Origin of the sequence: Muricoccus nepalensis (genome assembly GCF_006438825.1) — a bacterium.
GTDB classification, from domain to species: Bacteria; Pseudomonadota; Alphaproteobacteria; order Acetobacterales; family Acetobacteraceae; genus Roseomonas; species Roseomonas nepalensis.
In genome coordinates this window covers 1-20,328 of sequence record NZ_RCZP01000044.1, presented here as the reverse complement: position 1 = coordinate 20,328, position 20,328 = coordinate 1, and the positions used below count along the sequence as shown (strand labels likewise).

Sequence of the window (20,328 nt, the reverse complement as noted above, 5' to 3'; positions counted from 1 at the left end):
CGCTCAGGCGGGCCGCGGCAGGGTGGCGATGTTCTCGCGCCGGCTCTCCCGGAACGCGGCCAGCATGGCCTGCGCGCGGTGGCGCCGCGCACCGCCGTCCCGGCGCTTCGCCTGGGCGTAGCCGGAGTGGCCGGTGGCCAGGACCTCGCTCCTGAGCCGCGGGGCGCCGCTGAGGCCGTTCCTACGCGCGGGCATCGACCGGTGTCCGTCGGTGCCGGCCGGGCCGGCGAGCGGCAGCTCCAACGCTGGCCGATGGTGGGCGAACACGGTGCGACACTCGCGCGCGGCGGCCACGGCCTTAGTCCGCTCCGTGCCGCGCGGGAGACGGCGGCAGGGCCCCGGCGCGATGGCGCGCGCCGCGGGGATGCACGGGATCATGCGCGGTTCCGTCGCGCCGTCAGACCGCCGGCGCGAGCGCGGCCGGGAGGCCGCCGGGGACGACGACGGCGCCCTCCAGCGCGGGCAGGCGCCCGGCCAGAACGGCGATGATGCTTTCGGCGGCGCCGCAGGCCATGCCGGTCGCGCCGCGCGGCGTGTTGGCGGCCAGGTGCGGCGTGGCGACGACGCGCGGGTGGCTGCGGAAGGGGTTTTCGGCCTCCAGCGGCTCCTTCGCGAAGACGTCCACGCCGGCCCAGCTCAGCTGCCCGGAATCGAGGGCGGCGAGGAGCGCATCCTGGTCCACGATGCCGCCGCGGGCGGTGTGGACGAGGATGGCGCCCTTGGGCAGCAGCGCCAGCTCCGCCGCGCCGATCAGGCCGCGCGTCGCCGGCTCCAGCGGGAGGTGCAGGGAGAGCACCTCGGACTGGCGCAGCAGGTCGGGCAGCGTCTCCACCCGCTCGGCCGGGCCGGGCAGCGGGCCGGTGGGCAGGAGGGGGTCGTGGGCGATCACGCGCATGCCGAAGGCGGCGGCCAGGCGGGCGACCTTGCTGCCGATGGCGCCGTGGCCGACGACGCCGAGCGTCATGCCGTCGATGTCGCGCGTCATGCGCGAGGTCTTCTCCCAAAGCCCGTCCCGCATGCCCGCGGTGACGGAGGGCAGGTCCTTCAGCATGGTCAGCATCAGCGCCATGGCGTGCTCGGCGACCGAGCGCGCGTTGGCGCCGGCCGCGCGCGTCACGGTCAGGTGGCGGGCGCGGGCGGCGGGGATGTCGATGCCGTCGATCCCCGCGCCGTGGCGCGCGACCACGCGCAGCGCCGGCGCGGCGGCGTCCATAACCGCGCCGTTGACGATGCCCTGCCGGTGCAGGATGGCGACCGGCCGGTGCTCGCGGATGGCGGCGAGGAGCTCCTCCTCGCCGGGGTAGCCGGAGGTGCAGCGCACGGCGTAGCCCGCCTCCTCCAGCATCGTGACGGCCTCCGCGGCCAGCCAGGCGGCCGAGACGAGGACGTTGGGGCGCGGGGCGGTGTCGGTCATGGCGGGGTTCTCGGGGGCTGGAAGGGGAGGGGGCCGGCCGGGCTCGCCCAGGGCCGCTTTGGTCGCAGGGAGGGCTAGTCGAGCCCCTCGCAGCCCAGCTTGCGGAGCGAGGCGTCCACCCAGGAGGCGTCGTGCGTGCCGGCCGCGATGTTGGCCATCTGCCTCTCCTCCGCCGCGTGCTTCGCGCTGGCGGCGGCGTGGATGGCCTCGGCCTCCTCGAGCGGCACGGCGAGCAGCCCGTCGTCGTCGCCGAGGACGAGGTCGCCCGGCGCGATCACCATGCCGTCCAGCGCCACCGGCACGTTGATCTCGCCCGGSCCGTCCTTGTAGGGGCCGCGATGYGTCACCCCCGCGGCGAAGACCGGGAAGTCCTGCGCGCGGATCGCGGCGCTGTCGCGGATCGCGCCGTTGACGACGATGCCGGCGAGGCGGCGCCGCACCATCTGCGCCAGCATCAGCTCGCCGATSAGGGCGTTGGTCAGGTCGCCCCCCGCGTCCACCACGATCACGTCGCCGGGCCGCGCCAGCGCGATCGCCTTGTGGATCATCAGGTTGTCGCCGGGGCGGGTCCGAACCGTCAGCGCGGGGCCGGCGAGGACGGCGCCGGGCGCGTGCATCGGGCGCAGCCGCGCGCCGCCGGCCGTGAGCCGGGACATGACGTCGCTCACGTTGGCGACGGGCAGCGCCCGGAAGCGCTCGACCAGGGCGGCATCGACCTGGCGGGGGCGCGGAAGAATGCGGAAGCCTGCGGCCATGGTGGTCCTCCNCGCGTGCATCGGGCGCAGCCGCGCGCCGCCGGCCGTGAGCCGGGACATGACGTCGCTCACGTTGGCGACGGGCAGCGCCCGGAAGCGCTCGACCAGGGCGGCATCGACCTGGCGGGGGCGCGGAAGAATGCGGAAGCCTGCGGCCATGGTGGTCCTCCCGAGGAGAAGGCGCTGCCCCGCGCCGTTTCGTTGACACCGCCGCCGCCCCGGTGCCAGAAGGACATCCAGAAACGCAACGCCGTTTCGAAATACCCGGTCGAGAAGAGGAAGCGCAAGTGCCGATTTGCCGTCCCCCCCGCCTTTCCCGCCGCCTCCTGCTCGGCGCGGCCCTGGGCGGCCCGGCGCTGCCGCGCCCCGCCCTCGCGCAGGCCGCCTACCCGGCCCGCCCGGTCCGGGTGATCGTGCCCTGGGCCCCGGGCGGCGCCGTGGACACGCTGGCGCGCCGGGTCTCGCAGAAGTTGTCGGAGCAGCTCGGCCAGACCTTCGTGGTGGAGAACAAGTCCGGCGCCACGGGGACGATCGGCGCCGCCGAGGCGGCGCGGGCGGCGCCCGACGGCCACACGTTGCTGGCGATGGACAACACCTACGCCATGCTCCCCTACCTCTTCAGCCGCCTGCCCTTCGACCAGGCGGAGGCGTTCCGGCCGGTCACCGTCACGGCCTTCTCGCCCATCCTGCTCGCGGTCGGGGAGAAGTCGCCCTATCGCGACCTCGCCTCCCTCATGGCGGCGGCGAAGAAGGAGCCCGAGAAGCTCACCTACGGCACGGGCGGCATGGGCAGCGCGCCCCATTTCGCGACGCTGGCCTTCGAGCGCGCGGCGGGGGTGAAGCTCTACCACGTGCCCTTCCGCGGCGCGGGCGAGGCCGTGATCGGCGTTCTCTCGGGCAACGTGGATCTGGTGATGGTCTCGCCCGGCTCGGCGCTGGGGAACATCCGCGGCGGCCAGCTCCGGCCGCTCGCGATCAGCGGCGAGCACCGCGTCGCCGCCCTCCCGGACGTGCCGACCTTCGGCGAGGCCGGGCTGCCGGGCTTCGGGGTGATCAACTGGTCAGGCCTCGCGGCACCCCGGGGCACGCCGGACGCCGTGGTGGAGCGGCTGCACGGGGAGGTGGTGCGCGCCCTCGCCGCGCCGGACATGAAGGCCTTCATCGCCGATCTCGGCTCCGAGCCCGGCGGCATCGCGCCCGCGGCCTTCGGGCGGCTCCTGGTCGAGGAGGCGGCCCGCTGGCGCGACGTGGCGGCCTCCGGCGGCATCGAGCGGCAGTGAGGGCCGCCCGGTGAGCTTCTTCGCCCCGCCGCCCCGCCTCGAGACCGAGGTCTTCGCGCGGCTGCCCGACCGCTTCCGGAGGAGCCAGCGGACGGCCTGGAGCGACGCCAACCGCGCCGGCCGGCCGGTGGACAGCTTCCTGGAGGGCCCCTCCTTCGACCGGCAGGGGCGGCTCTACGTCACCGACATCCCCTTCGGCCGCGTCTTCCGCGTCTCGCCAGAGGGAGAATGGGAGCAGGTCGCCGAGTACGACGGCTGGCCGAACGGGCTGAAGATCCACCGAGACGGCCGGATCTTCATCACGGACTACAAGCGCGGCATCCTGCTGCTCGATCCGGCGAGCGGGTCGGTCACGCCCTTCCTCGAGACGGCGCGCTCCGAGGGGTTCAAGGGCGTCAACGACCTCGTCTTTGGCCCCTCGGGCGAGCTCTACTTCACCGACCAGGGGCAGACGGGGCTGCAGGACCCCACGGGGCGGGTGTACCGCCTGGGCCCGGACGGGCGCCTGGACTGCCTCATCGGCACGGTCCCGAGCCCCAACGGCATCGTCGTCGCGCCCGACGCCTCCTTCCTGCTGGTGGCGGTGACGCGGGCCAACCAGATCTGGCGTCTGCCGCTGCACGCGGACGGCAGCGTGACCAAGGCAAGTATCTTCTGTCACCTCCACGGCGGACCGAGCGGGCCGGACGGGCTGGCGCTGGACGCGGAGGGCGCGCTGCTGGTGGCCCATGCTGGCTTCGGCACCGTCTGGCGCCTCTCGCCCCGCGCGGAGCCGCTGGCGCGCATCGCCTCCTGCGCCGGCTGGTCCACGACGAACCTGGCCTTCGGCGGCGCCGAGGGCCGGAGCCTCTTCGTCACGGAGTCAGAGACCGGGAGCATCCTGAGGGCCGAACTGGAGGTCGCGGGATCGCCGCTCTACTCGCATGCGTCCTGAGCGCCGGCCGCCGGCTTGCCCGGCGGGAGAGGGGACCGTAACGGTGGCGGCCATGACCGCCCCGACCCGCGCGAACCCCTCGCTGGAGGGCGTCGCCTCGGCAAGCCGCGCCCTGACGCTGCTCTCGGCCTTCCGGCGAGGGGACGACGCCGTGAGCCTGGCCGAGCTGACCGCCCGGACGGGGCTGGTGAAGACCACCATCATGCGCCTCGCCATCTCGCTCGAGCAGCACGGCTACCTCGTCCGCCTCCCGGACGGCGCCTACCGTCTCGGCGCGGAGCTGTTCCGCCTCGGCTCGATCTACCAGCAGTCCTTCCGCGTCGAGGCCCATGTCATGCCCGTGCTGGAGCGGCTGGTGGCGGCGACGAGCGAGAGCGCCTCCTTCTACGTCCGCAGCGGCGAGCAGCGGCTGTGCCTCCACCGCGTCGACTCCCCGCACCGGCTGCGGCTGCACGTGCACCAGGGCGACATGCTCCCGATGGACAACTCCGCCATCGCGCAGGTGCTGCGGGTCTTCGGCGCCGGGCCGCCGGAGGGCGCGGCGATCCCCGAGGTGCCGCTCTACACGGGCGGCGAGAGGGACCCGCACGTGGCCGGCATGGCCACCCCCGTCTTCGGGCCGGGCGAGAGCTTCGCCGGGGCCCTCTGCCTGACAGGGCCGGTGACCCGCCTCACCAAGGACGCGGCCCGCGAGGCGGCCCCCATGCTGCTCCAGGTCGCGGGCGAGCTGACGCGCGCCCTCGGTGGCGTGCCACTCCCGGCGCGGGGGGCGGCTTAGCCGGGGAAGGGTTGGGACGCCGCCCGCCGCGTCCCGGCGCGGGCGGCGGGGCGGTCTCCACGCGTTGCCGGTCCTGCGGGAGCGCGAAGGCCCGCACCGTCATCCGCGCGTCCCGGTGCCCCGCCAGCGCCGTGCCAGGTCCCGCGTGTTCAGCCGCATGAGCCTGCCGTCGACGCCGACCATCAATCTTTGACGGCACCGCCCCCCGTCCTGTAACGCTCGGCCGGTGATGAAGCAGGTCTGCAAGAACGTCTCGATCACCCCGGCCATGGATCACTTCATCGCCGCGCAGGTCGCGTCGGGCCGGTACCAGAACGCCAGCGAGGTGGTCCGGGCTGCCCTGCGCGCCCTCGAGCGCGAGGAAGCGGTCGAGCAGGAGCGCCGGCTGCGGCTTGCCGCCGCCGCGGCCGGCGTGGAGCGGTAAGCGGCGATGACCGAGCAGGGCTGCCTGGCAGGCGGTGGCGAGGCCGGCGCCCTCCTGCGCCGCGTCGACTGGTCGGCGACGCCCCTCGGCCCGGTGCCGGGCTGGCCTCGCGCGCTGCAGACGGCCGTGCGGATCGTGCTCAGCTCCGCCTTCCCCATGATGCTGCACTGGGGGCCGGAACTGGTCACCTTCTACAACGACGCCTACGCCCCCAGCCTCGGCCGCAAGCACCCGGGCCATCTCGGCCGCCCGGCCCGGGAGTGGTGGTCGGAGATGTGGGACCAGCTCACGCCGATCTTCGACCGGGTGCTCTCGGGCGAAACCTTCCACGTCGAGAACGCCCGCTACGCGCCGGACCGCGACGGCGTCCCCCGGGAAGCCTTCTTCACGCACTGCCACAGCCCGCTCTGGGACGACGAGGGCCGCATCGCCGGCATCTTCCTCGTGGTGACGGAGACCACCCGGCAGGTGGTGGCCGAGCGCGAGCTCACCCGCGCCAACGCGGACCTGGCCCGGCAGGCCGAGGCGTCGCGCGGGAGCGCGGCGCGGCTGGAAGCCCTGGTGCGGGCGTCGTCCGAGGTGCTGTACTCGATGAGCGCGGACTGGTCGGCGATGCGCCAGCTGACCCATGGCGGCTTTCCCGCCGGCACCGTCGCCGCCAACCCCGATTGGATGGACGACTACATCCCCGCGGACGAGCAGCCGCGCGTCCGGGCCGCGATCGCCGCGGCGGTGCGGGACCGGTCCTTCTTCTCGCTCGAGCACCGCATCCGCCTGGCGAACGGTGACCTGGGCTGGGCGCTGTCGCGGGCCGTGCCCCTGCTCGGTCCGGACGGCGCCGTCACCGAATGGTTCGGCACGACCAGCGACATCACGCGCCGGCGGGCGGCCGAGGAGCTGCGCCAGCGGCTGAACGAGAGCCTGGAGGCGCAGGTGGCCGAGCGCACCGCCGAGCTGACGCTCTACCGCAACATCGTGCAGTCCACCCGCTTTCCGATCTGCGCCTACGACACGGAGCAGCGGGTGACGGCCTTCAACAAGGCGCACGCCGCCGAGTGGCTCCGGGTCATGGGGCATCCCGCCCGGGTGGGCGAGGCGCTTCCCGATGCCTTGCCGCCCGCCCAGGCGGCGGCGCAACGCGCCTTCGCCGGCCGCGCCCTCGCGGGCAAGGAATTCACGGTCGAGGGCGAGTTCGGCGATCCCGACCTGGCGGTGCCGCACTGGGAACTCGACTACGCCCCCATCCGCAACGAGGAGGGCGCGATCATCGGCGCGTTCCACCACGCCCGCGACGTGACGCCTCGTCTCCGGACCGAGGCCGACCTGGCGCAGGCGCAGGAGGCGCTGCGGCAGTCGCAGAAGATGGAGGCGGTGGGGCAGCTGACCGGCGGGGTGGCGCACGACTTCAACAACCTGCTCACGATCATCCGGTCCTCCGTGGACTTCCTGCGCCGCTCCGGCCTGCCGGAGGACCGGCGCCAGCGCTACGTGGAGGCGGTCTCCGACACCGTGGACCGCGCGGCCAAGCTGACCGGCCAGTTGCTGGCCTTCGCCCGGCGGCAGGCGCTCAAGCCCGAGACCTTCGAGGTCGGGGCCCGCCTTCGCGCCATCGGCGAGATGCTCGACACCGTGACCGGCGCGCGCGTCCGCGTCGCGATCGAGGGGCTGGACCAGCCCTGCTTCGTGAAGGCGGACGTGAGCCAGTTCGAGACGGCCCTGGTGAACATGGCCGTGAACGCCCGCGACGCCATGGACGGCGAGGGGCAGATCACGCTGATCCTGGCCGGCTCGGTGCCGCTGCCCTCGATCCGCGGCCACGCGGGGTCGCGGCGCCGCTTCGTGGCGGTCTCCGTCGTGGACACCGGCTCCGGCATCGAGCCGGACCAGCTCTCGCGCATCTTCGAGCCCTTCTTCACCACGAAGGGGGTCGGCCGGGGCACGGGGCTCGGCCTGTCCCAGGTGTTCGGCTTCGCCAAGCAGTCGGGCGGGGACGTGGACGTGCGCAGCACGGTCGGCGAGGGCACCACCTTCACCCTCTACCTGCCGGAGGAGCAGGCGGTGGCGGCGGATGCGAAGGAGGACGACCGCGGCTTGGCCGATTTCCCGGGCGGGACGGGCCAGTGCGTGCTGGTGGTCGATGACAACATCGAGGTTGGCCGCTTCTGCACGCAGATCCTGGAAGACCTGGGCTACCGCACGGCCTGGGCGGTGAACGCCGAGGACGCCCTGGACAAGCTGGGGGAGGACGGCGCCGGCTTCGAGGTGGTGTTCTCCGACGTGGTCATGCCCGGCATGGGCGGCGTGGCCCTCGCGGAGGCCCTGCGCAAGCGGCTGCCGGACCTGCCGGTGGTGCTCGCCTCCGGCTACAGCAACGTGCTGGCCCAGGAGGCGGACCACGGCTTCGAGGTGCTGCACAAGCCCTACTCGGCGGAGCAGGTGGGCCGCGTCCTGCAGAAGGTGATCGCCCGGTCCGCCGCGGACTAGCAGGGCAGGGCGTGGCCCTCGGCCGGGGCGTCCCGGCGAGCCTTCCCGCCGGCCGGGACCGGTGCCCGCCCTGGCCTCACCAATCCGGCGTCGGTCTCAGTAGAAGCCGCCGGGGAGCACGTAAGCCGCCTCGCCCCGGCGCATCCGGCTCACGATCTCGTCGTCCGGCAGCCCGTCCAGGCACCACCCCACCGCGTGCTGCCCCGTCGCGCCGAGGCTGTGACGGTTCGAGCCGACGGCCGTGCCGGTCGCGACGGTCACCTTCACGCCGTGCCGCGCCAGGGCGCCGGCGTAGGCCTGCTGCGCGGGGTAGGGGATGAGCTTGTCCTCCGCGTCGCCCACGACGAAGACGCGGCGCTGGTCGGAGGCGCGGATCCCCCCGGTCTCGCGGATCGGGTCGTAGGCATCCACCAGCGTCTGGCTCAGCCGCGGCCCGCGTCCCGCGTTGCCCATGGCTTCCTCCCGCTCCCGCAGGGCGGTGAGGGCGGAGCTGAACGCGGCGCAGGCGATGTCGTCGCGCGCGGCCAGCATCCCGGCGAGCGACGGGCCGCCGCCGGACTGCGCGGCGATGCCGAAACGGTCGATCCGGTGGCGCCGCTTGATCGCCTCCAGCGCGGCGTTCATCAGCGCCACCTCGCGGCGCCGGAACTGCTCGCTGGCGATGCCCGATGACCCGTAGTTCCCGGGGCGCGCGACGATGATGAAGGGATGGCCGAGCGCGCGGGACTGCGCCTCCGCCGCCCGCAGCAACGACTCCTCGCTCGGGGTGCCGTAGGAATCCGAGACGCCCACGCGAACCAGCCGTCCCTGCTCGTCGTAGGACTGGTTCAGGCGGTTGCCGTGGATGAAGACCACGGCCTTCGGGTTCGCCTCGGCCAGCCCGGCGGCGTAGTAGCGGATGCAGACGCCCTCCACCGTGCCGTCCGGATAGGGCGCGCTGACCCAGGCCTGGCCCGGGCGGTCCGGGCACTCGGACTGGCGCAGGATGACGCCGGTCCGCAATCCCTCGTGGCTCATGGTGCTGTAGCCCTGCGCCATCGCCGGCAGGGGCGCGCAGAGCAGCCCCGCCATCAGGGTGGTCCTCAAGCGCATGGTGTTCCCTCCTCCCGTGCTTGCTCTTCGTCGAGCGGGATGTTGGCACGCTGGATGGTCCCTTCCCAGGGCGAGATGCCGGTCATCCGAAGGCTCCGATCTCGCGCAGACTGGCCCATCCTGCGCTTCCGGGACGTTCCGGAGCGGGCGGAGGTCCATCTTCTCGACCAGCCGAAACAGCCCTGGCGACCGGGCAACTCCTGCGCGACAGACCGCTCAGCCCGACCCGGGTGAAGGGGGCCATCGGCGTCATCCGAGCGCTGGGCTCGACCTCTCCGCCGTGCCGGCACGGCGGAGGCGTCCGGACGGCCGCCGACGACTGGGCTGCCCGGCGCCGGTGATCCGCGAGCCGAGCGAACAAGCCGCGCGCGGTGGTGCCGCATCACCCCAGGGCGGCGCCCAGGCGGCGGCCATAGGCGGCGATGGCCGTGCCGACGGGGCTTCGTTCCCGCTCATAGGCCTGAAGGGCGCTGTCCAGCGGGAGGCGGCCGAGCTGCGCGCGCAGCGCCATCGCGTCGCCCGCCGCCTTGGCCACGCCCATGGCGGTGTGTGGCCGCACGACGAACGCCGCGTCGCCCAGCAGCGCCAGGCGCCCCGAGGCCATGCGCGGCGCCTCGTAGTCGAAGATGGCCTGGACGAAGGGGCGCGTCTCCGCCGCGACGGCGGCGGCGAAGGCCGGGGGGAGGAGCGCGCGGCCGTCGTCGCGGAGACCCTCGGCCCGCGCCGCGGGCAGCTGGCCCGGCGAAAGCGAGTAGGGGTGGGCGTCGCCGGATGCGTCGCTCAGTACGCCCACGAGGTCGGCCGGGGCGACCGGCCGGTACCAGACCCAGTTGTAGCGACGGGAGCCGGGCTGCGTCTCGCCGCCCGGGCCCGCGACGGAATAGCCGAGGATCTGCGATCCCGGCACCGTGTAGAAGGCGAACCGGTCCAGCAGCAGCGCCGCCGCCGCGGCGGGCAGGTCGGCCTCGGGCACGAGCCCGCGCCAGGCCACGTAGCCGGCGTAGCGGTTCGGGGAAGGCAGGCCCGTCACGGCCTCCCGCAGCACCGAGCCGAGGCCGTCGGCGCCGAGCACGAGATCGGCGCCCTCGGTGCTCCCGTCCGCGAAGTGCAGGACCGCCTCGGCCGCGGACTGGCTGGCGCCCTGCACGGTGCGGCCCAGGTGGTAATCCCCGTCGTCCAGCCGCCGTCGGACGGCGCTGTAGAGGTGGTCCCAGGAAGCCTGCATCTGCGGCGTGGCCTGCCGCTGCGCGATGGCGCCGTCGCGGTCCAGCGTGATGCGGTCGCGCGCCACCACGCCCACCCTCACGGCGTCCTCGACGCCGATCTGGCGCAGCACCTCGAAGACCTCGCGCTGCGGCACCAGCCCGGCGCCGCGGCCCTCCAGCCCCTGCGAGGAGCGCTCGAAGACCCGCACCTCGTGCCCGTCCTGGCGCAGCAGGATGGCGGCGAAGAGGCCCCCGAGGGAGCCCCCTGCCACCGCAACCCGCAGCTTCCTCACCGCGCCCTCCCCGGGGCGCCGCGGCCCGCGAGCTCCAGCAGCAGGGCGAGGGCGCCAAGCGCGGCGCCGAACCCGCAGACCGCGAGCCAGCCGCCGTACTCCCAGGCCGCCATGGCCCCGGCCGACCCGGCCGCGCCGCCGAGGAACATGCCGGTCATGAAGATCGTGTTGATCCGGCTGCGGGCCTCCGGCCGCAAGGCGTAGATGACGTGCTGGTTGGAGACGAGCGCGCTCTGCACCCCGAAGTCGAGGACGATCACGCCCACGACCAGCCCGCCGAGGGTCGGCCAGGCCCCGAACACGGCCCAGGCCAGGAGGGTGAGCAGCGCGCCCAGCCCGATCACCAGCCGCGGCCCGCGCCGGTCGGCCAGGCGGCCGGCCAGCGGCGCCGCGGCAATGCCCACCGCGCCGACCACGCCGAACAGCCCGGCCACCTCGGCCCCGAGCGCAAAGGGAGGGCTCTCCAGCCGCAGGGCGAGCACGGTCCAGAAGGCGGAGAAGGAGGCGAAGAGCGCAGCCTGCATCAGCGTCGCCCGGCGCAGCGCGGGCTGCCCGCGCCAGAGGTCCAGCAGCGAGAGCAGGGCGGCGCCGTAGCGGATGGACACCGATGCGGGCCGGCCCGGCAGGATGGCGGCCATCAGGGCGGCGGCGCCAAGGGCCATGGGCACGGCCAGCCAGAACATCGCGCGCCAGCCACCATGCGCGGCGACGAGGCCGCCCAGCGTCCGGCTGAGCAGGATGCCCGCCAGCACGCCGCCGGTGACGATCCCCACCGTGGCGCCGCGCCGCGCCGGGGGGGCGAGATGCGCGGCCAGGGGAACGATCTGCTGGGCCACGGTCGCGCCCATGCCGACGACGAAGGAGGCGAGGACCAGGACCGGCGCGCTGGGCGCCAGCGCCGCGAGCGCCAGCGCCACGGCGAGCACGACGAACTGCCCGACGATCAGCCGCTTCTGGTCCAGGAGGTCGCCCAGCGGCAGCAGCAGGAAGAGGCTGGCGGCGTAGCCGAGCTGCGTTGCCGTCGGGATCAGGGCGGTGGCGCCGGAGCCCGCGAAATCCTGCCCGATGATGCCGAGCATCGGCTGGTTGTAGTAGATGTTGGCGACCGCGACGCCCGCCGCGGCCGCCATGGCGAAGGTGAGCCCCTGGCCGAGGCCCGAAGGCGCCTCGTCGCTTGCCGCCGCCTCGGCGGGCGGGTTGGAACCCGGGACGTCCAGCATGGGTCGCGCTCCTCTGTGCCGTGCCCCGAATGTGGATTCCCCGCCGCTGGCGCTGTAGCTGCCATTTTCGGGCGGTCCGTGTAACGCTGGGCGTTATGATCGATCTGGCCAACGTCGCGGTGCTGGTGGAGGCGGTGGGCGCCGGCAGCCTCGCGGCCGCCGCGCGCCGCCTGCGGATCACGCCGATGCTCGCCTCCCGCCGGCTGGCGGAGCTGGAGGAGGAGGTCGGCGCCCGGCTGATGCACCGCACGACGCGCTCCCTCTCCCTGACGGCGGAGGGCGAGGCCTTCCTGCCCCACGCGCAGGCGCTGCTGGAGGCGGAGGTGCAGGCCCGCGCCGCCGTGCGCCCGGCCGCCTCCGGCCTCAGCGGCACCCTGCGCCTGACGGCCTCGGTGCCCTTCGGCCGGAAGGTGGTGGCGCCCCTGGTGCCCGCCTTCCTGCAGGACCACCCGGCCTTGCAGGTCGACCTCCTGCTCAGCGACAGCATCGTGGACATCGTGGCGCAGGGGCTGGACCTCGCGATCCGAATCGCCCTGCTGCGCGAGAACACGCTCGTCGCCCGCCGTCTGGCGGACAACCCGCGCGGCCTCTACGCGGCGCCCGCCTACTTGGCGGAGCACGGCGCGCCGGCGACGCCGGCCGACCTGGCCCGCCACCGCTGCCTCGTGCTCACGGGGACGAGCCACTGGACCTTCCTGGCGGGCGCGAGGACGGTGCGGCAGCGCGTGTCCGGCCCCTTCACCGCCAGCTCGGTGGAGGCGCTGCACGAGGCCTGCCTCGGGGGCCTCGGCATCGCGATGCTCTCGGAGTGGGACGTGCGGGAGGAGGTGGCCGTCGGGCACCTGCTGCCCGTCCGGATGCCCGCCGCCGCGCCGGAAGCGCTGGCCATCTGGGCCGTCTACCCGACCGCGCGCCTCGTGCCGCCGAAGGTGCGGCTGTTCATCGCCGCGCTGGAGCAGCGCCTCCGGCAGGCGTGAGGCCCGCCGGCCCGCAAAGCGGACGCCGGCTCCCGGCGTGAACGGTTCGGCCGGTCCGCGCGGCTACTCGGCCGAGATCCCAGCCTCGCGCACAATGGCGGCCCATTGCGGCACCGCCTCCGCGACGCGCTTGCGCAAATCCTCGGGCGATCCGCCGACCATGTCGTAGCCTTGCGCGGCGAGGGTCCGGACGGCGTCGGCGTTGGCGAGAACGGCGTTCGCCGCCGCGTTGAGCCGCGCCGTCGTATCCGGCGCCAGCCCAGCGGGCGCGAAGAGGGCGTACCAGGACCGCATGGGCACGTCGGCCCCCGTCTGCTCCTGCAGCGTCGGGACGCCGGGCAGGTAGGGCAGGCGGGACGGGCCGGTGACGGCGACGACCTTCACCCGCTCGTCCTTCTGCAGCTCCACCGCGGGGGGCGTGTGGATGAACATCCCGGCGACATGCCCGGCCATGAGGTCGGTCACGGCCCCCGCCAGCCCGCGGTAGGGAACGTGGTTCAGGTCCAGCCGCGCCTGGCGCCTGAACATCTCCATGGCCAGGTGGTGCGGCGTGCCCACCCCCGGGGAGGCGTAGTTCAGCGCGCCCGGGCGGGCCCGCACGCGGGACAGGAACTCCTCCAGGCTCCGGCCGCCGACGGCGGCGTTCAGCACGAGCGTGCCCTCGTTCTCCATCAGCGTGGCGATCGGCGTGAAGCTGGCCACGGGGTCGTAGGGGACGTTCCGGAACAGGCTGACGTTCATCGCCAACGTCGTCGCCTGGACGAGCAGGGTGTTGCCGTCCGGCGCGGCGCGCGCCACCGCCTCCGTGCCGATGTTGCCGGAGGCGCCCGGCCGGTTCTCCACCACCACGGGCCGGCCGAGCTGGCGCGCCATGCCCTCTCCCACCACGCGCGCGACAGAATCGGGCGGCGCGCCGGGGGTGTAGGGGACGATGATGGTGATGGGCCGCCCGCCCGCCGCGCCCTGCGCCCGCGCCGCGGCGGGCAGCAGGCCGGCCAGCGCGCCGGTGAGCGCCAGGCGTCTCGGGATCGCCGCGCCGGGCGCCGTATCGGGACCGTCCGTCCTCATCGTGCTTCCTCTCGGATCGTTTCGCTTGGCTTCGACTATCGGACGCCGGGCGCCGGCCGGTCCAGCCCGAAGAGGGTCGAGGCGTTCGTGCGGCCGATCTTGCGCCGGTCGAGCTCCGAGATCGTGCAGGCATCGAACCAGGTCGCGGCGTGGTCGATGTTCTCGAAGGGCCAGTCCGCCGAGAAGAGGATGTGGTCCGAGCCGATCTCCAGGATCGCGTCCACCAGCGTCTGCGTGCGGAAGTTGCCGGAGGTCGTGATGTAAAAGTTCTCGCGGAAGTAGTCGCCCAGCTCCCGCTTGGCCGGGAAGGCCTTGGGCGCCTTCACCCAGCCGTTGCGGTTGTCCACGCGCCAGATGGAGTAGGGCAGCCCTTCGCCCATGTGCCCGAGGATGATCCGGAGGGAGGGGTGCTCGTCGAAGAGGCCCGACGCCATGAGGCGCAGGGCGTGCACCGCCGTCTCCTGCCCGAAGGCCCAGGTGGGGCCCATCAGCCAGGGATGGCCGGCGTAGATGGCCGCGTCCTGCGGCAGCGGGTTGCGGGGATGGAGGTAGAAGGGCACGCCGAGGCGCGCGGTCTCCGCCCAGAAGGGGCGGTACTCCGGCAGGTCGTAGTAGACCGCGCCTGCGCGGCCCGCGGTCTCGGAGAAGCCGTTCACCAGCGCGCCGACGAAGCCGAGCTCCTCCACGCAGCGGGCCAGCTCCCGCGCCGCCGCCTCGGGATCCTGCATGGGCAGGGCGGCCAGGCCGCGGAAGCGGTCCGGGCGCTTCGCCACCTCGCCCGCGAGGAAGTCGTTCGCGCGGCGTGCCAACTCTAGCGCCTTCGCGGGGTCGGGGACCGCCTGGACGGCGGGGGCGTTGAGGGAGGGCAGCATCATGCCGATGCCGTTCGCGTCCATCTCGCGCAGCCGGCGGTCCTGCATGTCCAGCAGCCGCGCCCGCAGCTCGGACCAGATCGTCTCGTCGAGGAAGCCGTGGCTGTCCATCACCGTCTCCGGCGTGGCGAAGTGTTCCTCGAGCGCTATCTTACCCTGCATGTCGTTCTCCGATCGGGGCGGCCCGGTGGCGCCCCGGGCTTGTCCGGGATGGCGGGTGGCGGCGGCTTCCGCCGCCCTCAGGAGGCGACCAGCGCGTCCGCGGGCCGAAGCGCCCGGCCGAGCGCCTCCAACAAGGCGGCCAGCCCGGCCGCCGTGCCGGCGGTGCCGTAGACGTACCAGTCCGGCCGGACGACCGCCGCCGTGCCGCCGTTCGCGGCAAACCAGTCGCGGTAGGTGCCGTCCGCGTCCTCGAGCCCTCCCTCCGGCGAGAGCACGGCGACGCGGCCGCCGATCGCGTCCCAGGCCCCCCGCGCCTCCGGCAGCAGGGCGGCCGGGAGGGCGGGGTCGAGGGTCACGAGGCACCACCCCGGCCCGACCAGATCGTCGAAGAGGGCGGTCCGCTCCCCGTGCCGCAGCCGGCCCTGCGGGAAGAGTCCTCCGTGGTTCGCGATCAGGCCGCCCCGCAGCGCCGGGAACTGCAGCTTCTCCGGTGCCTGCCGGGCGCGCCGGGCCGCCAGCAGCCGCTCGTCGCGCGCCCGCGCCGCGTCCGGGTCCCGCATCGTCTGGACGCGGCCCAGCTCGATGGCCCTCTCGGTGATGAAGCGCACATGCGGCTCCCGCTCGGGGCGGTAGGTGTCGAGGATCGCGTCCCCGGCCTGCCCCCGGAGGACCATGTCGAGCTTGAAGGCGAGGTTGTGCGCGTCGCGGATTCCCGAGCACATGCCCTGCGCCAGGAAGGGGGGCATCTCGTGCGCCGCGTCGCCGGCCAGCAGCACGCGCCCCAGCCGCCAGCGCGCGGCGATGCGGGAGCGGAAGACGTAGTTCACCACGCGGATCATCGCCGCGTCCTCCGGCGTGATGTAGCGCGAAACGCGCGCCCAGACCCGTTCCGGCCGCGTCGCCTCCTCGGCCGTCTCGCCCGGGTTCAGCATGAAGGAGAAGCGGTGGTGGTCCGGCCCGATCGTCACGATCGAGGTCGGCTGCGCCGGGTCGCAGACCTGCCGGAAGGAGGGCAGGCCGGGGACGGCGCGGCTCATCCGGAAGTCGCAGACGAGCCAGTTCTCCTGGAAGCCGTAGTCCTCCGTCTCGGGCGAGACCACGCGCCGCGTGAGGCCGTTGCCGCCGTCCGCCCCTACCACGTAGCGCGCGCGCAGATCGACCGGCGCGCCGGCGGCGTCCGTGCCACGGAGCACGACGCCGTCCTCGTCCTGCCGGAGCTCGGTAACGGTCACGCCCTGCCGCACCTCGACGTTCGGCAGGGCCTTGTCGTGGCGGTCCAGCACGTCCTCCACATGGGGCTGGAACATCATGTAGAGCTGCGCCCAGCCGCAGGGCGCGGGATCGGCGTAGGCGATCTCGACGAGCGTCTCGCCCGCCGCGTTCACCCACTCGTAGTCGCGCTGCACGACGGCACCGCGGCCGATCGCCTCCGCGAGGCCGAGCTTCTGGAAGGTGCGCATGATCTCGTCGTCGAAGCAGGCGGCGCGGGGCAGGTTGTAGAGCCCGGTGTAGCGCTCCAGCACGGTGACCCGGTGGCCCTGCGCGCCGAGCAGCGCGGCCAGGACCATTCCCGTCGGGCCGTAGCCGACCACGGCGACGTCGCAGGCGCTCATGGGGAGACCCCCGCGCTGGCGGACCGGCCGCGGCCGGGGGCGACCAGGAAATCCCGCACGTCCATCCCTCCCAAGGGGCCGGTTCCCCGGCTCTCCGGCCGAGATTGCCGGCGGGCCACGACCCTTGCAAATGCAAATCTTGGGATTGCAACATGCACGGGGTCGATCGGCGTAGCGGGGAGAGGGCAGGATGACGTACCGGCTGACCGACGCCTTCCCCTACCTGCTGAACAAGGTCGGCGTCCGCATGGGGGACCTTTTCGCTCGCCGCCTGGCGCAGGACGACCTCACCCTGCCGATGTACCGCGTGCTGGCGGTGCTCTGGGAGGGCCGGGACCGCCGGCTCGGCGAACTCTGCGAGGTCACGGGCATCGAGCTTTCGACCCTCTCGCGCCTGGTCGGCACCCTGTCCCGCCGCGGGCTCGTCCGCCGCCGGCGGCCCGAGGGGAACGCCCGGGTCGTGGCCATCAACCTCACGCCGGCCGGGCGGGCCATGGCGGAGCGGCTGATCCCCTTCGCGCGGCACCACGAGGCGATCGCGCTGCGGGGGCTGGACGCCGCGGGGGTGACGGCGCTGCGGGCCAGCCTCGGCCTCGTCCACGAGAACCTCGGCGCGCTGGAGCGCGAGATGGACGCCGAGGGGGTGCCCCCGGCCCGGGGGCGCGCGCCCCGATGAACCTGCGCGCCGTCGACCTGAACCTCCTCGTCATCCTCGACGCCCTGATCGAGGAGCGGAGCGTGCGCCGCTGCGGGGAGCGCATCGGGCTCAGCCAGTCCGCGACGAGCCACGCGCTGGAGCGCCTGCGCCGCCTGCTGGGCGACGAGTTGCTGGTCCGCACGCCCACCGGCATGGAGCCGACGCCCCGCGCCCAGGAACTCGCCGGCCCCGTCCGGCTCGCGCTGCGCGACATCGAGGCGGCGCTCATGCCGGCGCGCTTCGATCCGGCCGAGGCGGAGGGCGCCTTCACCATCGCCGTGGAGACCTACGAGACCATCATCCTGCTGCCCGGGCTGGTGGACCTGATGCAGCAGGAGGCGCCGCGCGCCGCGCTGAACGTCCGCTCCGGCTCGCTGGAGGACATCCTCGCCGGGATCGACGCGGGCCGCGTGGACGTGGCCATCGGCACGTTCCAGGATCTGCCCGAGCGCTTCATGACCTGCGGCGTCGTCTCCGACGGCCATGCCTGCGTCGTGCGGAAGGGCCATCCGCTCGCCTCGGCGCCCCTCACGCTGGAGCGCTACCTCTCCGCCGTCCACCTGCGGATCAGCATGAGCGGCGCCGGGACCGACCCGGTGGACGCGGCGCTGGCGGGGCAGGGGGTGCGCCGCCGGGTGTCGCTGCAGCTTCCCCACGGGCTGGCCGCCGTGGTGGCCCTGATGCGCTCCGATCTCGTGGCGACAGTTTCCCACGGCGCGGCGCGCGCCTTCGCCGAGGGATCGCCCCTGTCCATCCTTGACCTGCCCTTCGACATGCCGCCGACCACCTTCCGCCTGATGTGGAACCGCCGCTTCAACGACAGCCCTGCCCATGCCTGGCTTCGCCAGCGCCTCGTGGCGATCGGCAGCGGCATCCGGGCGGCGGACAGGACCACCTGATCGGCTTCCTTGGCCTTCGCGTCCGGGCCGGCGGACGGCAGTGGCCCGGCCTTGCCGGACCGCCGCCACCTCTACCGGGATCGCTGCCGGCGGGGTGCTCTCCCGCCCGCGCCGCTCCACCCCGTGCAGCAGACCGCCGCGAAGGGTGTAGAACCAGCAGGTCACGCCGAGGCGGCTCATGTGGCAGGCGAGTAAGCCGTAGAGCGCCAGTGTCGCGCCCCCGGAAGACTTGGGGATGAAGTCGGCCCGTAGGCCGCCGTCGCCGAGGTGAAGCCGATGACGGCGGCCAAATCCTGATCAGCCCGCTTCACAAGCTCGGCCGCGGGAGGCTCGGGGTCTAGCCGCGCCACTTGCTTGCGCATGATCGTTGGGTATCGGTCTACCTGGAGGAAAAGACAGGGGAGCACACCCAATAGAATCGATGCGCGAACACTCCCGCCGCCGGTGCTTGCCCTCTGGATCACTCCAACTGCCGCCAATCGCGCTTGTCGCCACGGTAGGACAACTCCCACCGCGTCCGCCCCACCTGGTCCCATTCCCGCATCATCTCGTAGTCCGGCGGCAAGCCCGCCAGCGCCCTCTCGCGGGCATGCTCCGCGAGCACCACCGTCAGATTGCCCGGGCCGGTGGTCGCCTGGATGTCGATGGGGCCGGTTGCGGCGAGGAGCGCGGCCGTCGCCCGTTCGAGGGCCCGGCGCAGCACAGGATGCCCCGGGGGTGCGACCAGGGGATTGTTGTTCACGTAGTAGAGCCGGTCGGGCCTGGGCTGGTCGAAGCGCCAGAACCCGGCCACCGCTACCAGGGACTGGCGGGGAATGTCGAAGGACAGCGGTTGCAGCTTCAGGCGGTCGTTGCCGTAAAGCAGCCGCCAGTTGCCTTCCGTCATCGCGTCGTCCGCGTCGACGTAGAAGCCACCCGAGGACGACAGGTAGCAGAGGCGGAAGAGATCGCTGCGCATCGCGGGATGGTGGCACCGCCGGAAGGCCTCCAGGTGCCGGGGAGCGCAGGTCTTCTCGATATAGGCCGCTGCCGAAAGATCGTTGAAGGTCAGGATGTCAAAGCCCTCCTCCCGCAGGGCGCTCCAACTATCCAGACACTCCTGGACATCGGATGGCACGGCGTCGGCGTCATCCCAGAAGCGGACGAGGACCTTCGGGATCGAGGCGGAGCGGCTGGACGGATCCCCTGGCGCCAGTTCCGCCACGAAGAGCTGCCGGAGAAACTCCGAACGCAGCGCGTCGACCTCATGGAACCCTTCTGGGAAGGCGCTTAGGGACTGGAAGGGACGGGAATGCATGGGCTGGTACTTCCGCATGGAGATGGCAGAACCTTCCATCGTTCGGTGTGGCTTCCAAGCCAGCTACCCGAACGAACTTCGACGTTACTCCGGTTCGCAGCCCGTTGAGATAAGCCTTCGGCCTGAGCCAACTGCGTCACCGGGGTGACGCAACAGCGGTGCAACGGCCGGTTGAGGGCAGGAAACGCGTCATGCTCCTCGGAAGGGCCGCCAGCCTTCCGGGACGGATCGACATCCCCAAGAGCAACGTCGATTTTTTTGATGATGGGCAACGCAAGCGCGGTCACGACGCCTCGGCCTCCACCACATTGTAACCGTGGTCCGCCAACTCCTTAGCGAAGCCTTCGCGCATGGGATCCTCGTCGTCCAGCAGGACGTGCCCTGCCATCGCTTTCCCACCGCATTGGAGCGAATGGCACGTGTCGCCGCATTGAATTTTGCTTAACGAAACATCGGTGCCGCCTCGTTAAGAACTGGGTAGGGCGTCACAGGCCAATTTAGCCGGACCCCCGAGTGTGATCCTTTCAGTGGATTGACCCTTACCCGTGCTCGACGCCTGTGCCCCACCCACTCCGTTCATTCTCCCGTCGTCGTTGGATCTGAACGCGGCGTCGTTGTTGCGGGAGGGGCTGCTCGTGCGTCTGGAGGCGGGGGGGCTGGAGTTGGAGGCGGGGGCGGTCGAGCGGGTGTCGACGCCCGGGCTTCAGGTGCTCGCCGCGGCGGCCGCGAGCGCGCGGGCACGCGGCGCGGCGTTCCGGCTGCGGGGCGTGCCGGCGGCGCTGGCGGACGCGATCCGCGATCTTGACCTCGCCGCCGCCATTCCGACGGAGGGCTGACATGGCCAAGCGCGTGATGACCGTGGAC

General features: G+C 73.3%; 19 protein-coding genes. 9 read left to right on the top strand and 10 right to left on the bottom strand.

The window, feature by feature from the left end:
* Positions 1-3: 3 nt before the first annotated feature.
* The 3 genes from EAH89_RS25885 to EAH89_RS25875 form a co-directional block, all read right to left on the bottom strand.
* Positions 4-195, bottom strand: coding sequence for a hypothetical protein (locus EAH89_RS25885; protein WP_140886591.1), 192 nt, complete (start codon positions 193-195; stop codon positions 4-6).
* Positions 196-397: 202 nt separating this feature from the next.
* Entirely contained in the window at positions 398-1,414 is a 1,017-nt protein-coding gene (locus EAH89_RS25880) for a hydroxyacid dehydrogenase (protein WP_140886590.1), read from the bottom strand.
* A 74-nt stretch (positions 1,415-1,488) separates the two neighbouring features.
* Entirely contained in the window at positions 1,489-2,169 is a 681-nt protein-coding gene (locus EAH89_RS25875) for an RraA family protein (RefSeq protein ID WP_140886624.1), read from the bottom strand.
* A 287-nt stretch (positions 2,170-2,456) separates the two neighbouring features.
* Between EAH89_RS25875 and EAH89_RS25870 the strand changes: the two genes are divergently transcribed.
* The 5 genes from EAH89_RS25870 to EAH89_RS25850 all read left to right on the top strand — a co-directional run bounded on the left by EAH89_RS25870 (position 2,457) and on the right by EAH89_RS25850 (position 8,069).
* Entirely contained in the window at positions 2,457-3,449 is a 993-nt protein-coding gene (locus EAH89_RS25870) for a Bug family tripartite tricarboxylate transporter substrate binding protein (protein WP_206667683.1), read from the top strand.
* Positions 3,450-3,459: 10 nt separating this feature from the next.
* Positions 3,460-4,383 carry an SMP-30/gluconolactonase/LRE family protein gene (locus tag EAH89_RS25865; protein WP_140886589.1) on the top strand — a complete coding sequence of 308 codons (924 nt, stop codon included), beginning with the start codon at positions 3,460-3,462 and terminating at the stop codon, positions 4,381-4,383.
* A gap of 52 nt (positions 4,384-4,435) precedes the next feature.
* Positions 4,436-5,161: an IclR family transcriptional regulator gene (locus EAH89_RS25860; protein ID WP_140886588.1), complete on the top strand. Its 726-nt coding sequence runs from the start codon at positions 4,436-4,438 to the stop codon at positions 5,159-5,161.
* Positions 5,162-5,390: 229 nt separating this feature from the next.
* Positions 5,391-5,585 (top strand): type II toxin-antitoxin system ParD family antitoxin, encoded by a 195-nt coding sequence (locus tag EAH89_RS25855; protein ID WP_140886587.1) that lies wholly within the window; start codon positions 5,391-5,393, stop codon positions 5,583-5,585.
* Positions 5,586-5,591: 6 nt separating this feature from the next.
* Positions 5,592-8,069, top strand: a complete 2,478-nt coding sequence (locus tag EAH89_RS25850) for a PAS domain-containing protein (protein WP_140886586.1) — start codon at positions 5,592-5,594, stop codon at positions 8,067-8,069.
* Between the two features lie 96 nt (positions 8,070-8,165).
* On the opposite strand, the gene EAH89_RS25845 is transcribed toward EAH89_RS25850, so the two are convergent.
* The 3 genes from EAH89_RS25845 to EAH89_RS25835 form a co-directional block, all read right to left on the bottom strand.
* On the bottom strand, positions 8,166-9,161 hold the full coding sequence (locus EAH89_RS25845) for a hypothetical protein (protein WP_140886585.1): 996 nt from the start codon (positions 9,159-9,161) through the stop codon (positions 8,166-8,168).
* A 382-nt stretch (positions 9,162-9,543) separates the two neighbouring features.
* Entirely contained in the window at positions 9,544-10,659 is a 1,116-nt protein-coding gene (locus EAH89_RS25840; protein ID WP_140886584.1) for an FAD binding domain-containing protein, read from the bottom strand.
* Positions 10,656-11,879: an MFS transporter gene (locus tag EAH89_RS25835; RefSeq protein ID WP_241667214.1), complete on the bottom strand. Its 1,224-nt coding sequence runs from the start codon at positions 11,877-11,879 to the stop codon at positions 10,656-10,658. The genes EAH89_RS25840 and EAH89_RS25835 overlap by 4 nt, the downstream gene beginning before the upstream one ends.
* A gap of 95 nt (positions 11,880-11,974) precedes the next feature.
* Between EAH89_RS25835 and EAH89_RS25830 the strand changes: the two genes are divergently transcribed.
* Complete coding sequence (locus EAH89_RS25830) at positions 11,975-12,856, top strand: LysR family transcriptional regulator (protein ID WP_140886583.1); 882 nt, start codon at positions 11,975-11,977, stop codon at positions 12,854-12,856.
* 63 nt (positions 12,857-12,919) lie between these two features.
* Here EAH89_RS25830 and EAH89_RS25825 read toward each other — a convergent pair whose 3' ends face one another.
* The 3 genes from EAH89_RS25825 to mhpA form a co-directional block, all read right to left on the bottom strand.
* Positions 12,920-13,924 (bottom strand): Bug family tripartite tricarboxylate transporter substrate binding protein, encoded by a 1,005-nt coding sequence (locus EAH89_RS25825; RefSeq protein WP_140886582.1) that lies wholly within the window; start codon positions 13,922-13,924, stop codon positions 12,920-12,922.
* A 35-nt stretch (positions 13,925-13,959) separates the two neighbouring features.
* The gene (locus EAH89_RS25820) at positions 13,960-14,958 is read right to left on the bottom strand and encodes an amidohydrolase family protein (RefSeq protein ID WP_140886581.1); all 999 of its coding nucleotides are present in this window, start codon (positions 14,956-14,958) and stop codon (positions 13,960-13,962) included.
* A 77-nt stretch (positions 14,959-15,035) separates the two neighbouring features.
* Positions 15,036-16,571: a bifunctional 3-(3-hydroxy-phenyl)propionate/3-hydroxycinnamic acid hydroxylase MhpA gene (gene mhpA, locus EAH89_RS25815; RefSeq protein ID WP_140886580.1), complete on the bottom strand. Its 1,536-nt coding sequence runs from the start codon at positions 16,569-16,571 to the stop codon at positions 15,036-15,038.
* A 190-nt stretch (positions 16,572-16,761) separates the two neighbouring features.
* Here mhpA and EAH89_RS25810 point away from each other — a divergent pair, with 190 nt between their 5' ends.
* Together EAH89_RS25810 and EAH89_RS25805 are read left to right on the top strand one after the other, a co-directional pair.
* On the top strand, positions 16,762-17,247 hold the full coding sequence (locus EAH89_RS25810) for a MarR family winged helix-turn-helix transcriptional regulator (RefSeq protein ID WP_140886579.1): 486 nt from the start codon (positions 16,762-16,764) through the stop codon (positions 17,245-17,247).
* The gene (locus EAH89_RS25805) at positions 17,244-18,167 is read left to right on the top strand and encodes a LysR family transcriptional regulator (RefSeq protein WP_140886578.1); all 924 of its coding nucleotides are present in this window, start codon (positions 17,244-17,246) and stop codon (positions 18,165-18,167) included. The genes EAH89_RS25810 and EAH89_RS25805 overlap by 4 nt, the downstream gene beginning before the upstream one ends.
* A gap of 460 nt (positions 18,168-18,627) precedes the next feature.
* Here EAH89_RS25805 and EAH89_RS25800 read toward each other — a convergent pair whose 3' ends face one another.
* Positions 18,628-19,464 carry a glycosyltransferase family 32 protein gene (locus EAH89_RS25800; RefSeq protein ID WP_206667682.1) on the bottom strand — a complete coding sequence of 279 codons (837 nt, stop codon included), beginning with the start codon at positions 19,462-19,464 and terminating at the stop codon, positions 18,628-18,630.
* A 545-nt stretch (positions 19,465-20,009) separates the two neighbouring features.
* Between EAH89_RS25800 and EAH89_RS25795 the strand changes: the two genes are divergently transcribed.
* Positions 20,010-20,300 carry an STAS domain-containing protein gene (locus EAH89_RS25795; RefSeq protein WP_140886577.1) on the top strand — a complete coding sequence of 97 codons (291 nt, stop codon included), beginning with the start codon at positions 20,010-20,012 and terminating at the stop codon, positions 20,298-20,300.
* Positions 20,301-20,328 lie beyond the last annotated feature (28 nt).

Excerpts from the sequence above, each read along its gene's own strand:
- EAH89_RS25820 (WP_140886581.1), bottom strand. The coding sequence starts at position 14,958 with ATGCAGGGTAAGATAGCGCTCGAGGAACACTTCGCCACGCCGGAGACG.
- EAH89_RS25835 (WP_241667214.1), bottom strand. The coding sequence starts at position 11,879 with ATGCTGGACGTCCCGGGTTCCAACCCGCCCGCCGAGGCGGCGGCAAGC.
- EAH89_RS25805 (WP_140886578.1), top strand. The coding sequence starts at position 17,244 with ATGAACCTGCGCGCCGTCGACCTGAACCTCCTCGTCATCCTCGACGCC.
- EAH89_RS25830 (WP_140886583.1), top strand. The coding sequence starts at position 11,975 with ATGATCGATCTGGCCAACGTCGCGGTGCTGGTGGAGGCGGTGGGCGCC.
- EAH89_RS25845 (WP_140886585.1), bottom strand. The coding sequence starts at position 9,161 with ATGCGCTTGAGGACCACCCTGATGGCGGGGCTGCTCTGCGCGCCCCTG.
- EAH89_RS25860 (WP_140886588.1), top strand. The coding sequence starts at position 4,436 with ATGACCGCCCCGACCCGCGCGAACCCCTCGCTGGAGGGCGTCGCCTCG.
- EAH89_RS25825 (WP_140886582.1), bottom strand. The coding sequence starts at position 13,924 with ATGAGGACGGACGGTCCCGATACGGCGCCCGGCGCGGCGATCCCGAGA.
- EAH89_RS25885 (WP_140886591.1), bottom strand. The coding sequence starts at position 195 with ATGCCCGCGCGTAGGAACGGCCTCAGCGGCGCCCCGCGGCTCAGGAGC.
- mhpA (WP_140886580.1), bottom strand. The coding sequence starts at position 16,571 with ATGAGCGCCTGCGACGTCGCCGTGGTCGGCTACGGCCCGACGGGAATG.
- EAH89_RS25810 (WP_140886579.1), top strand. The coding sequence starts at position 16,762 with ATGACGTACCGGCTGACCGACGCCTTCCCCTACCTGCTGAACAAGGTC.
- EAH89_RS25850 (WP_140886586.1), top strand. The coding sequence starts at position 5,592 with ATGACCGAGCAGGGCTGCCTGGCAGGCGGTGGCGAGGCCGGCGCCCTC.
- EAH89_RS25880 (WP_140886590.1), bottom strand. The coding sequence starts at position 1,414 with ATGACCGACACCGCCCCGCGCCCCAACGTCCTCGTCTCGGCCGCCTGG.
- EAH89_RS25800 (WP_206667682.1), bottom strand. The coding sequence starts at position 19,464 with ATGCATTCCCGTCCCTTCCAGTCCCTAAGCGCCTTCCCAGAAGGGTTC.
- EAH89_RS25855 (WP_140886587.1), top strand. The coding sequence starts at position 5,391 with ATGAAGCAGGTCTGCAAGAACGTCTCGATCACCCCGGCCATGGATCAC.